Origin of the sequence: Phytobacter sp. V69 (assembly GCF_965644215.1) — a bacterium.
Lineage (GTDB): Bacteria > Pseudomonadota > Gammaproteobacteria > Enterobacterales > Enterobacteriaceae > Phytobacter.
The window spans coordinates 1-12,929 of sequence record NZ_CBFFRL010000139.1 but is presented as its reverse complement, the minus strand read 5'-3'; the positions used below and the strand labels follow the sequence as shown (position 1 = coordinate 12,929).

Annotated in this window: 7 protein-coding genes and 1 pseudogene; 7 read left to right on the top strand and 1 reads right to left on the bottom strand. The window is 56.9% G+C overall.

What is annotated here, in order from left to right:
* Positions 1–328: 328 nt before the first annotated feature.
* The 7 genes from bcsO to ACSZPU_RS17785 are packed head-to-tail and all read left to right on the top strand — an operon-like array spanning position 329 to position 11,616.
* Positions 329–898, top strand: a complete 570-nt coding sequence (gene bcsO, locus ACSZPU_RS17815; RefSeq protein ID WP_499001460.1) for a cellulose biosynthesis protein BcsO — start codon at positions 329–331, stop codon at positions 896–898.
* The gene (gene bcsQ / locus ACSZPU_RS17810) at positions 889–1,692 is read left to right on the top strand and encodes a cellulose biosynthesis protein BcsQ (RefSeq protein WP_499001458.1); all 804 of its coding nucleotides are present in this window, start codon (positions 889–891) and stop codon (positions 1,690–1,692) included. The genes bcsO and bcsQ overlap by 10 nt, the downstream gene beginning before the upstream one ends.
* Before the next feature lie 17 nt (positions 1,693–1,709).
* Positions 1,710–3,827, top strand: coding sequence for a UDP-forming cellulose synthase catalytic subunit (gene bcsA, locus ACSZPU_RS17805; protein WP_499001455.1), 2,118 nt, complete (start codon positions 1,710–1,712; stop codon positions 3,825–3,827).
* Positions 3,824–6,118 (top strand): cellulose biosynthesis cyclic di-GMP-binding regulatory protein BcsB, encoded by a 2,295-nt coding sequence (bcsB, locus tag ACSZPU_RS17800; protein WP_499001453.1) that lies wholly within the window; start codon positions 3,824–3,826, stop codon positions 6,116–6,118. The genes bcsA and bcsB overlap by 4 nt, the downstream gene beginning before the upstream one ends.
* A 13-nt stretch (positions 6,119–6,131) precedes the next feature.
* Positions 6,132–10,133 carry a cellulose biosynthesis protein BcsC gene (locus ACSZPU_RS17795; RefSeq protein ID WP_499001451.1) on the top strand — a complete coding sequence of 1,334 codons (4,002 nt, stop codon included), beginning with the start codon at positions 6,132–6,134 and terminating at the stop codon, positions 10,131–10,133.
* Positions 10,133–10,612: a cellulose biosynthesis protein BcsD gene (gene bcsD / locus ACSZPU_RS17790; RefSeq protein WP_499001449.1), complete on the top strand. Its 480-nt coding sequence runs from the start codon at positions 10,133–10,135 to the stop codon at positions 10,610–10,612. The genes ACSZPU_RS17795 and bcsD overlap by 1 nt, the downstream gene beginning before the upstream one ends.
* Before the next feature lie 8 nt (positions 10,613–10,620).
* Positions 10,621–11,616 (top strand): family 8 glycosyl hydrolase, encoded by a 996-nt coding sequence (locus tag ACSZPU_RS17785; RefSeq protein ID WP_499001447.1) that lies wholly within the window; start codon positions 10,621–10,623, stop codon positions 11,614–11,616.
* 365 nt (positions 11,617–11,981) lie between these two features.
* Here ACSZPU_RS17785 and bcsG read toward each other — a convergent pair.
* Positions 11,982–12,857, bottom strand: a pseudogene (gene bcsG, locus ACSZPU_RS17780) (cellulose biosynthesis protein BcsG); the annotation flags it as partial.
* Between the last annotated feature and the right edge of the window lie 72 nt (positions 12,858–12,929).

The following is a 12,929-nucleotide window of genomic DNA, read 5'->3' as shown; positions in this document are numbered from 1 at the left end:
TTATCGGTAGTTAACCCTTCCTCCTACACTCTCCACAATCATGTCCGAGCGTTGCACTTATTATCTGAATTCGCGCTTTAATGATTTTTGAGGAAAAAAAAGATAGCATGTGGACAGGTGAACTTTATATATTTGCTGGAAATAAACAGCGTGTTAGCACTGGTGTAATTTAGCCACGCGATAATAAGGCAAATAGTTAATAACCGCAGCATTCACGTACCCACACTACAGGCAAGTGGCCTAATTAAAAAACGAATCTACCAATAACTGAGCGCTCAGGTTATGCAGGTGGTGGGTATAGTTTATTTTGTAAATCATGAGTATAGCCATGAACCATTATGATGATTTGCAGAGGTTTAAGGATAAGACCCGCAACCAGAAGTATGAATTCAAGGATCTGTCGGCGCAGAACCTCGCACCTGACCACGGAAGTTGGGCGATCGTGAATCAGCTGTCTCCTGCATCGGAGGAGACCAAACTGGCGATGGGCGGCCACGTCTCGTTGCCACAGCCTCAGGCTGTCTCGCCAGATATTTTCGCGCGCGATGAAAGCCACGTGAGCTATGAAAGCAGCATCAACGTCGGGACTCGCGCCGAAAACGTTCTTCCCCCTGTCAGCGCCGAATTACCTTTACCTGCGGCGGCTACGCCATCTATTTTCTGTGATGTTGCCGGACAACTTGCCGCGCAATCGGCGACACCTGTTGTTCCTCCAGCCCGAAAAGCCAGCGTTCCGGTATCACCAAAGGCCACCACCTCAGCCTCACCTGCCTCATCTGCGGCAGTGCCTGCTGATTACTCCCGGCTGTTTGCACCGAAAGCGGCAGAAGCAAAACCCACAGTGGAAAAAAACCAACCCTTACAATCTTTGCTAGAAAGGATCGCTTCATGCCGTTGATTTGTGTTTGTTCGCCGAAGGGTGGTGTTGGGAAAACGACGCTGACGGCTAACCTGGCTTACGCCCTCGCGCGGTCGGGTAGTAAGGTGCTGGCGCTGGATTTCGATGTGCAAAACGCACTGCGCCTGCATTTTGGCGTTCCCCTGTCTGACGAACGAGGTTACGTCGCCAAAGCGGCAGAGTCCTCAGACTGGAGCCAGTTTGTCCTGACCGCAGGCGGCAACATTTTTGTGCTGCCTTATGGTGAAGCCAGTGAAGAACAGCGCCAAATCTTTGAAGAACGTCTGACGCATGATGAACACTTTCTGATTCGCGGCCTGAACACACTGCTGAATTATCCGGGCCTGATTATCGTTGCCGATTTTCCTCCAGGCCCGTCTGCAGCATTAAAAGCGATGTCGCGCCTGGCAGACCTGCATCTGGTCACGTTGCAGGCGGATACGGCCTCCCTTTCCCTGCTGCCGCACGTTGAAAACCATCGCCTGACCGGGGATGTCCTCAACAGAAAAGCGGGCCATTTCTTTGTGCTCAACCAGAGTGACAACCGTCGTCAGGTCAGCCGCGATGTCACGGCGTTTATGGAACAAAAATTAGGTAATCAACTTTTAGGCGTGATCCATCGTGATGAAAGCGTCATAGAAGCGAATGCCTCGCAGCAATCGGTTTTCGACTTTAGTCCTGCATCCGCCGCTGCGTTCGATATTGAACTCATTGCAAAAAGAGTCGCCGGCATCTTAGGCGTCAAAATCGGAGACGGCACGGTTCACAGTAAACCGAAAATGTCTGGCTTCTAATTCGCGCAGGGCAACCTATGAAAAAGTTCCTATATGTTTTGCTGGCACTGGCAATGCTACCCGTTGCCCTGCTGGTCATCATCACGCCGATGGATAGCCAGAAGCAGTATATTTTTGGTCTGCTGAGCATTGGCGTGCTGTTTTTGATGGGATTCAGCAAAAAGCATAACGTGTCGGTGATCATGGTAGTGATGTCGATTTTGTTATCGACGCGCTATATGTATTTCCGCCTGACGCAAACCCTGCATTTTAATTCCGAAATTGAAACCATCCTCGGTATGGGGCTGTTTCTGGCGGAGGTTTACGTCTGGGTCATGCTGCTGCTGGGCTACCTGCAGACGGTATGGCCGTTAAAACGCGAGATTGTTCCGCTACCGGATGATATGAGCCTGTGGCCGACGGTAGATGTCTATATTCCGACCTATAACGAACCGCTGGATGTGGTCCGTGATACGGTGCTGGCAGCGCAATGTATTGATTATCCTCGCGATAAAATGAACATTTACCTGCTGGATGACGGGAAACGCCGCGAGTTTGCCGTTTTTGCCGCTGACGTTGGCGTCGGCTACATCACCCGTAGCGACAACAACCACGCTAAAGCCGGTAACCTGAACCATGCTATGAAGTTGACGCATGGCGAGCTGATTACGGTTTTCGACTGCGACCACGTTGCCACGCGCATCTTCCTGCAGGCGACCGTTGGTGGCTTCCTGAAAGACCCGAAACTGGCGCTGGTGCAGACTCCGCACTACTTCTACTCGCCGGACCCGTTCGAACGTAACCTCTCCGTCGGACGTAACATCCCTAACGAAGGATCGCTGTTCTACGGGCCGATTCAGCAGGGCAATGACAACTGGAACGCCACCTTCTTCTGCGGCTCCTGTGCGGTGATTCGCCGCAGCGCGCTGGAAGAGATTGGTGGTTTTGCCGTTGAGACCGTAACCGAAGATGCCCACACCGCGCTCAAATTGCAGCGTCGTGGCTGGGGTTCCGCATTCCTGGATATCCCGCTGGCGGCGGGCCTGGCGACTGAACGTCTGGTTCTGCACGTTATCCAGCGTACCCGTTGGGCGCGCGGCATGACGCAGATTTTCCGTCTGGATAACCCGCTGTTAGGCCGTGGCCTGACCATCCAGCAGCGCCTGTGTTATATCAGCGCCATGCTTTACTACCAGTTTGCGCTGCCGCGTATTGCGTTTTTGACCGCGCCGCTGGCCTATCTGCTGTTTAACCTGAACATCATTCACTCCTCGGCGAGCCTGATTTTCGCCTATGCGCTCCCGCATCTGTTCCTCGCGATTTACGTTAACTCGCGCATGAACGGACGGCACCGCTACAGCTTCTGGGGGGAGATTTACGACCTGGTGCTGGCCTTCCACATTGTGTTGCCTACCGCCGTGACGATGATTTTCCCGAAACGCGGCAAGTTCAACGTGACCGATAAAGGCGCACTGCTGAACGTGGGCTACTTTGACTTCGGCGTGGTGCGTCCGCATTTGATTATCGCCCTGCTGCTGGGGGCCGGGGTGATTGCCGGTATTGTTCGCGCCTGTGCCCATGACTACTTTGGCGTTGATCCGCGCGTTATCGCCCTGAACGTCGGCTGGGGGTTGTACAGCCTGTTCTTCCTGCTGGCGGCGATTGCCGTTGCGCGCGAAACCCGTCAGACGCGTAAAACGATTCGTATTGATGCCGAAATCCCGGTACTGCTCCATCATGCCAGCGGCATGGTGTCGCGCAGCCATACCGCGGACCTGTCGATGGGCGGCTGCCGCATTGTGGCGCCGGACGATCGCCATCTGGATGACGAGATCGAAGAGATTGAGCTGCTGCTGCAATCCGGTGCGATCCTCATTCCGGTGAAAACCATCGCCACGGATGAAGAATTTATCCGTCTGATGTTCGACGATATTCCGCTGGCCCGCCGCCGCGAACTGGTGCGCGTGGTGCTCTCCCGTGCGGATGCGTGGATTAACCCGCCGAAACCACAGGACAACCCGTTCCGTTCGCTGGGTACCATTATGCGTTGTGTGTTTGACCTCTTCTGGCTGACCTGGAAAGACCGTCGCGAAAACCGCCGTTTGCGTGCCGAGCAGGCCGCCCAGGCTGCTTCTCAGGAGGAGGGCAACGCATGAAACGTCTGACAACGCTGGCTGTGCTGGTCGGTTCGCTCTTTATGCTGCCGCTGCACGCCGAAGATACTTCTATTGAGTCACTGCTGAAACTCAACGACCCGGCGGAAGCGGCACCTGTGCCACCGCCTGGCGCGCCGATATTTATTCCGTCGGTGGTGAACAGCGTCAGCATCGCGCAGATGGGCTTTCCGGAAGGGATTGCCCTGACGGGCGGCCAGTTCCAGGGCGGTACCTCCTTTACTCTGCCGGTGGACCAGGTGATTACCACGGCACGGCTTGAGCTGAACCTGAAAATGTCACCGGCAATGGCGGCGCGTAATGCCACCATGCAGCTGATGCTGAACGGCCAGCCGCTGGGCACGGTGCCGTTGACCGTAACCGACAGCGATACCGCGCGCTACCAGCTGGATATTCCATCGGCGCTGATGGTTTCCAGCAACAGCCTGAGCTTTAAGGTCAACGATAGCGACGCCATGCAGTGCCAGCGCGACCTGACCGATAAATATCGCGTCACCATCATGCCGGATTCCCATTTTGAGCTGGAAGGGCAGCAGCTGGATATTGGTGCCGATTTAAGCCACTTCCCGCGTCCGTTCTTTGACAGCATGCAGATGACTCCGGCGGCGATCGCCATGGCCTTCCCGGCGAAGCTCAGCCCCGACACCTTAAGCGCCAGTGCGCTGATATCCTCGTGGATGGGGATTCAGGCGGACTATCGCGGTGTGTCCTTTGCGGCCTATCACGACCGGTTGCCGGAAAAGAACGGCATCCTGATTGGTCACCCAGGCGAGCAAATTGGTGGCCTGACGCTACCGGATACCGCGCAGTCGCTGCTGAAAGTGGTCGATAACCCGGCAAATCCGGTCTACAAGCTGCTGCTGGTGGTAGGCAAAGATGACGCCAGCCTGCGCGCGGCAGCGTGGCGTTTGACCCGTGGCAACTTCGCCATTCAGACGCCGTCGGTGGATGTGACGGCCCAAACGATCCCGGTAAGCAAGCCCTACGATGCGCCGCGTTGGATCCCCACCGATCGTCCGGTAAAACTGTCTGAGCTGATCCGTAAGGATCAAAGCCTGACCACCACGGGGCTGTGGCACGATGCGCTGCGCGTGGCGTTCCGTGCGGCACCGGATCTGTTCCTGTGGGATGGTGAAACAATCCCGCTGCAAATTGGCTACCGTTTCTCGTCAGAAAACTGGATTGATGAAGACCGCTCGTGGCTCAGTATGACCATGAACAACACCTTCCTGCATAACCTGCCGGTGAACAAGCAGGGGGCGCTGGAAACCTTGTGGCATAAGCTTGGCGGCGATGCGCGTCAGGAGACGTTTGATATGCCGCTGGAGCCGTACATGATTTACGGTGACAACCAGCTCTCGCTGTACTTCAACATTCAGCCGAAGGCGAGTGCCCCGTGCAGCGTGCTGCTGAATAACAACATCAAGAGCCGTATCGAAGACGATTCGTGGATCGATCTCAGCCATACGCGTCACTTCGCGCTGCTGCCGAACCTGTCGTATTTCGTGGGTGCCTCCTTCCCGTTCACTCGCCGTGCCGACTACTCGGAAACGGTGCTGATGCTGCCAGAAAAACCGACCGAAACGCAGATTGCCACGCTGCTGGATATGGCAGCGCGTTCCGGCAACGCAACCGGCACCGCGCTGGGCCATAACCGGGTGCTTCTGGGCGTACCGACTACCGGGGCGGGTAGCGAGCTGCTGAATAACCGCGACGTTCTGGCGGTCACGGGGCTGGATCAGCACAACTTTAACCGCGCCATTTTGCAGACCTCACCGTTCGTGATGCACGACAGCACGCTGGGCGTGCGTGAGCCGACCACCTGGCAGCGTATTAAACGCTGGATTGCGGGGGACTGGGCGTCAGACGGGCTGGAAGCTGACCGCTACTTCTCCTCTAACGAAGCCTGGCGTGGGTTTGTCAGCTTCCGTTCGCCGTGGAATGACGATCGTCTGGTAGTGCTGGCGATTGCCAGCAACGACGACCAGCTTTCACGCCTGCACGGTAACCTCGCCTCCGCGAAGATTAACGCCGGGATTCGCGGCGACGCGGCGGTGATTACCAATGAGAACGGCGTGCGCAGCTTCCGCGTGGGTGAACAGTTCCCAAGTGGCGAGATGCCGGCGCAGATGATGGTGATTTGGTATGCGAACCAGCATTCGGCGCTGCTGGCGATTTTAGGGCTGGTGTTTGGTTGCATCGCAGGTCCGGCGCTCTTTGTCTGGCTGAGAAACCGTGCGAAACGACGTCTGGATTTGGACAACAGCAAATAAGAGGGTGACAAGAATGACGATAAAAACCGCCCGCCGTTTGACGACGCTGTGCCTGTCCGGCGTCCTCACCTTCGGTATACCTGGTCTGGCACTGGCCGCCGCGAATGATGCTGCGGTCAAAGCCCTGTTTGACCAGGCGAATTACTGGCATGAAAAATCCCATGACGACCTGGCGATGGAGTCGCTGCGCAAAGTGTTGATGGTGGATGCCAATAACATCCAGGCGATGTACCTGATGGCGCTGTGGGCGCAGCAAAATGGCGACCTGCAAACCTCCTCCCAGTGGCGTACGCGTCTGGCGCAGGTGTCCCCTAACGATCCGGGGCTGCAGGCGCTGGATAACGCCAAACAGCTGACGCAGGTTCCGCAGGGGCAATTGAGCCTGGCCCGCCAGCAGGCGCGCAGCGGCAACGTGCCGGCGGCGCTGGCAACCTGGCGCAGCATGTTCAGTGGCGATACGCCGCCGCCAAGCCTGGCGCCGGAGTACTACCAGACGATGGCGGGCGATAAAGCCCTCTATCCGCAGGCCGTTTCGCAGTTAAAAAGCTTCGTGATGCAAAACCCGCAGGATACCTCCGCGCGCATCGCGCTCGGCAAGATCCTGACCTGGCGTGAAGAGACGCGTCGCGACGGGATTTTGCTGCTCGAACCGATGGCCAGTGGCAGCAAAGATGCCGACGACGGTCTTCGTCAGGCGCTGTTGTGGCTGGGGCCGCAGGCGGGCGATGAACGTTTCTACGATACCTGGCTGCAGCGTCATCCGCAGGATACCGACGTTCAAAACTATTACCGTAAAAACGTCGGCGGCGCGGCGAAAGGCGCGGGCTTTACCGCCCTGAATAGCGGCGATACCGCTGCGGCTAAAAACAAATTTGCCCAGGTGTTGCAAACCAACCCCAATGACGCTGACGCGCTGGCCGGGATGGGTTATATCGCCCAGCGTAGCGGCGATTACAAAGCGGCGGCGCAGTATCTGAACCGGGCGGCAAGCCAGGGCGGTGATGCTTCTGAGGAACGTAAAAACCAGGCCGCAGACGCGTCGTTTTACGGCCAGCTCGCGCAGGCTCAGCAGGCGCTGAAAGAGGGCAATATCAGCCAAGCGCTGGCGCTGTCATCGCCGCTGGCACAAGAAAGCGGTGAGCGCGGCACGGCGGGGAAACTGTTCCGTGCTGATGTACTGCGCCAGAACAAAGATTATTCACAGGCTGAGCAGACCCTGCGTAATCTGCTGAACGACCAGCCGCAGAACGCTCCGGCGCGGGAAAATCTCTATTACGTCCTGCGCGATCAGAATAAAACGGACGAAGCGCAGGTTATTCTGCGTACATTGCCCGCCAGCCTGCAGGAAAAACTGCAGCCGCGCGTGGTGGCCGGTGCGCCGGGCGATCCGATTCGCCGTCAGGCCCAACAGCTGGTCTCGGCAGGTAACACCGATCAGGCGATTTCAGTATTGCGTCAGGGCGTGGCCCGCGTGCCGGATGACCCGTGGCTGCGTCTCGATCTTGCCCGTCTGCTGCAAAAATCCGGGCAGGAAGGGGAAGCCGCGACGGTAATGATCCCTGCCGGACGCGACGGTGCCAACAACAACTCGCTGTACGCCGCCGCGCTGTATGCCAGCGAAAGCGGTGCCTGGCAGCAGGCCAACTCGCTGCTGGCGCGTATTCCGCGCTCCGGGCAGAACAGCCAGATTCGTGACCTGTCGGAGCGGGTGAATTACAACCTGCAAATGGCCACGGCGGAGCGCTACCTTGCCCAGGGCAATATGACAGCCGCTTCCAACACGCTGAAAGCGCTGGCCAGCCAGCCACCAAAAAGCCCGGTCGACGCCGGGAAACTGGCGCGAATGCTCGCTCGTACGGGTGACCTGACCACCGCTGTGTCGCTGGTGCGTGACAATATGAAAGAGGGTGTGCAGGGCAACGCCGGGGATTACGCCGATCAGATTACGGTACTGAACCAGGCGGGGCTGAACCAGGAAGCACAGACCTTTATGTCTAACCCGGAGCTGCAATCGCGCAGTACGCCTGCCCAGCTTGCCGGGGTGCGCAATGGCTATGTGATCAACGAAGCCGACAAATTGCGTGAGCAGGGTAACTATGCCGCCGCCTACGACAAGCTGATCCGTGCGCTGCAAAGCGACCCGCAGAACACCGATTTGATGTTCGCCATGGGCCGTCTGTACCAGACCGGCAAAATGAACAAAGAAGCGGGCGTGCTGTACGACTACCTGATGACCCGCGATACCGACGATCAGGCGGCGCGCGTGGGCGCTATCGACGTTGCGCTGGCCGAGAACAATGTACAGAAGGCCACTACCCTTGCCAGTGGCTTGCGTAGCGACAGCTCGCCTGAGCGCATGCTGTTGCTGGCGCGCCTGGAAGAGGCGAAAGGTAACCATCAGCAGGCGATGACTTATTTACGCAGCGCGCGTGGCAAGCTGGTGGGACTGGAGTCGTCTAACAGTGCCGCAACGCCGACGATTGGCGGCGTGCTGCTGGCGGATAACCCGTTTACCACCACCAGCAAAACCTCGCCGCAAACCAGTTCACCGCAGGCGCTGTACGGCACGATGCTGCCGTGGCAGGTGGCGCAAGTGGCCCGCGATCCGGGCACCGCTCTGCCGGGGACATCCCGAACCGATTTACCTGCGGAGACCGCACAGAGCCGCACGCTGCGTCAGGTTGATGACATGATGCAGGATATCGATGAGAAGAAAGGGATGTGGCTGCAGGGTGAGGTGGATATTCGTGGCCGTGATGGTGAATCGGGCACCAGTAAACTGACCGAAGCCAAAACGCCGCTGACCTGGTCCAGCTCACCGTTCGGAGAGTCGCGCTTTGAGTTTACCGCAACGCCAATCAGCTTGAGTTCTGGTACGGCCTCGGGCGATGCGTGGCGCCGTTACGGCTCGAACCCGCTGGCGAATGCGGTGAGCAATATTAGCCAGTCGGTTACCAACGCTAATACCACTACCTATACCAGCGCGACCGACAAGTTTGAGGACTTGTCCGCATATGCGGATGCCAGCAAGCTGTCACCATTTACGGATTCCGGTCTGGCGCGTCTGAACACGCTGCTGGGTTCGGATCTGACCCGTCTGAAAGCGTTAAGCACCTCCAGCTATAAAGCGAATTACAGCGATCCGATTAACTCATCAACGGATTCGCAAAATGGTAACGGCGTTGAGCTTAATATGGCGCTCAGCGGTGACAGCTACCGCGTTGATATCGGCAGTACCCCATTGGGGCAGGATATGAGTACGCTGGTGGGCGGCGTGAAATGGTCGCCGAAGCTCTCTAACTACCTGACGTTAATTCTGACCGGTGAACGCCGCGCGGTAACCGATAGCCTGCTCTCCTATGTTGGCCTGAAAGATAAGTATTCGGGCGATAGCTGGGGTCAGGTGACCAAAAACGGCGGTAGCGCGCAGTTGAGCTATGACGACGGCGATGCCGGCTTCTTCGTGGGCGGCGGCGGTTACAGCTATATTGGTAACAATGTGGCGAGCAACACCAGCGTCAACGCCAACGCCGGGGTGTACCTGCGTCCGTGGCATGACGATTTCCGTCAACTGCAAACAGGTTTAAGCGTTAGCTGGATGAATTTCTCGAAAAACCTCAGCTACTTCACCTACGGCCAGGGCGGCTACTTTAGCCCGCAGAACTACGTCAGCGTGTCGTTACCTGTCGATTTCTCACAAAAAATCGATAACTGGAAGCTGAGTCTGGGCGGGTCGGTGGGCTATCAATCCTATACCCAGGACAAGAGCGATTATTTCCCGAACGATCCCGAAGCGCAGAGAATGTTGCAACAGCTGGCTGATATGGGCTTTACCAAAGAAGCGCAGTACGGCAGCCGTTCGCAAAACGGGATTGGTTACACCTTCCGGGCAGGAATTGATTACAACCTGAATAAGAACATGTCCGTCGGCGGCAAGGTCGGTTACGACACCTTTGGCGACTACAACGAAAGTACTGCCGGGATCTGGTTCCGCTATATGTTGGGAGACAAATAATGACGTCGAGTTCGGCTAATCCTTTACTGCTGTCTTATTTTCAACGGCAGCAAACGCCAACCGGTTGGTTTGACCTACTGTCGGTGATGGTTGATGGCATGGTGAGAAACGTAGGGGAAGCGGAAAGCCAACCTTTCTTGCGCCAGATGGGCGAGTCGCTGGCGGAGCGTTTTGCGCTGCCCCCATCGGAGACCATCGGTGAGCTGGAAGCCAACATCAACGCGCGGCTTGCGGAGTTTAACTGGGGCTATATCGATATCGACGCCAGCGAAGAAGGGCTGTCGTTCCGCCATCAGGGGTTGCCGGTTTCCCGTGATGAGAACAGCCAGACGCGTTGGTGTTACGCATTTTGCGCCATACTGGAAGGTCTTTACTCCCGTTGGCTGCAGGGGCAGGGCGGTAAATCGCATATCGCCTTTAACCGTGAGCGGCTGTACTCCGTATCGGACGTTGTGTTCCGCTACGCTAACCCACAATGAGTCTGAGTATGTTTAAACGCGTTTTCGCCGCGATGGTGGTGATGGTGACTGTGCTCTTTTCCTCGTTTTCGCAGGCGGGACAGGCCTGGGAAGCTTACAAAGCGCGCTTTCTGATGACGGATGGCCGTATCGTTGATACCGGCAATAAAAACGTCTCTCACTCGGAAGGCCAGGGCTACGCCATGCTGATGGCGGTGGGCAGCAACGATAAAGCGGCGTTTGACCGCATCTGGGGCTGGACGAATAAAACGCTCAAGAACAAAGACAATGGTCTGTTCTACTGGCGTTTTAATCCTGTTGAGCCGGATCCGATCACGGACAAAAACGACGCGACGGATGGCGATGCGTTGATCGCCTGGGCATTGTTAAAAGCAAACCAGCGCTGGAACGATAACAGCTATGGGGCCGCGTCGGATGCGATTACCCAGGCGCTGATTAAACATACGGTAATCAATTTTGCTGGCTACCGGGTGATGCTGCCGGGCGCTAAGGGGTTCAATCTCAACAGCTATGTGAACCTGAATCCGTCCTATTTTATCTTCCCGGCATGGCAAGATTTTGCCAGCCGCAGTCATCTGGTGGTGTGGAACGATCTGATTCGTGATGGCAATACGCTGCTAAGCAAAATGGGCTGGGGTCAGTCGCATTTGCCGACCGACTGGGTATCACTGTCGGCTGACGGTAAGTTGAATCCAGCCAAAGAGTGGCCACCGCGTATGAGTTTTGACGCGATCCGTATTCCGCTGTATGTGATTTGGTGGAACCCGCAAAGCTCGCTGCTGACGCCATGGCGGAGCTGGTGGCAGGGTTACGATCGTAGCCGCACGCCAGCCTGGGTGAATGTCACGACCAATGACACCGCACCGTACAATATGAACGAAGGGCTGCTGGCGGTACGCGATTTGACGATGGGCCAGTCCCTCGGCGAGCCGCAGATCAACGCGCAGGATGATTATTATTCTGCCAGTCTGAAGATGTTGGTCTGGCTGGCACAGCAGCGGTAATCCTTCGTTTTTCCTCGCCTTTCCTCTCACTCCGACACGGTTTACTCCCTCTCCCTGAGGGAGAGGGCTGGGGTGAGGGGGGATGCTCGCGCAGTACAAAATCGAGCAATAAAGTCTGTTCCCCCGGATGCGGCGTAACGCCTTATCCGGGCTACGCTTCCTCGAGAGTGAAGGTGAAAGCTGGCACGGTTTACTCCCTCTCCCTGAGGGAGAGGGTTGGGATGAGGGGGGATGCTCGCGCAGCACGAAATCGAGCAATAAAGGCTGTTCCCCCGGATGCGGCGTAACGCCTTATCCGGGCTACTCTTCCTTGAGAGTGAAGGTGAAAGCCGCCACCTCACCCTGAGGGCGAAGTGGCAAATCACTTACTGCGGATACGGCACCCAGTCGCCGCCGTTCAGGCGAACATACGGCTTGTTCTGGTACTGAATCACGATGGCGTTCGCATTCTCTGAAACCGGTGCTGTCTGCGGCAGGCCGCTGGTCAGCTTATCCCAGTTTACGTTGTCTTCGGTGAAGATCTTGCCATCCAGCACGCGCGTTACCAGCTCCGATACGGCCAGGAAGCTGCTTGGCTGAGTGATCTCAATTGCTGCGCCCTGATGGGGGGCTTTCATGCCAAAGAACTTGATGGCTGTCGGCACGTGGGTAATGGACGGACTTGGGATATCACGCAGACCGGAAACCTGCATTTTATCGCCCTGTAGCGCTGCGCCATGTTCTGGCACCATCACCACCATCACTTTGCGCCCGGATTTCTCCAGTTGCGTGAAGAAGGCATCCAGCTCATCAAACAGTTTTTGCGCGCGAATTTTGTAATCCGCCGTCTGGCGCACACCCGGGAAGTGGTTACCGTCGTGCAGCGGCAGCAGGTTATAGAATGTCGCGGTACGCTGGCCATTGTTCGTCGCCTCGTTCTCCATCCAGCGGTTCAGTACGGCGGTATCGTCATAGACGGGTGAACCATCGAACGACTGCAGCACCGTCGGCAGGCCAGCCTGATTCATCAACGGCACTTGAACGCCGCCGTTTTCGCGGATCTCTTTGAGGAAATCGCCGAACACGTCGTTGTGGTCCATCATCAGCTGTTGGGTGAAGCCCAGCCTGGCGAGGTTATCAAACAGGTAGCATTGGGCACCGGCTGTCTGATAAAGGTTTTTATGCGATGTCTGACCGCAGCTCGCGCGCAGCAGGCGAATTGCCGCCGGGCCGCTGTAGGCTGTGGCAGAGTTAAACTGCTTAGATAGTGTCGTCACAAGATTTTAGCCCAGAGAGCGATGCATCTGATCTGGACGGCAGCGAGAAATGAGGCC

Excerpts from the sequence above, each read along its gene's own strand:
- bcsO (WP_499001460.1), top strand. The coding sequence starts at position 329 with ATGAACCATTATGATGATTTGCAGAGGTTTAAGGATAAGACCCGCAAC.
- bcsQ (WP_499001458.1), top strand. The coding sequence starts at position 889 with ATGCCGTTGATTTGTGTTTGTTCGCCGAAGGGTGGTGTTGGGAAAACG.
- bcsA (WP_499001455.1), top strand. The coding sequence starts at position 1,710 with ATGAAAAAGTTCCTATATGTTTTGCTGGCACTGGCAATGCTACCCGTT.
- bcsB (WP_499001453.1), top strand. The coding sequence starts at position 3,824 with ATGAAACGTCTGACAACGCTGGCTGTGCTGGTCGGTTCGCTCTTTATG.
- ACSZPU_RS17795 (WP_499001451.1), top strand. The coding sequence starts at position 6,132 with ATGACGATAAAAACCGCCCGCCGTTTGACGACGCTGTGCCTGTCCGGC.
- bcsD (WP_499001449.1), top strand. The coding sequence starts at position 10,133 with ATGACGTCGAGTTCGGCTAATCCTTTACTGCTGTCTTATTTTCAACGG.
- ACSZPU_RS17785 (WP_499001447.1), top strand. The coding sequence starts at position 10,621 with ATGTTTAAACGCGTTTTCGCCGCGATGGTGGTGATGGTGACTGTGCTC.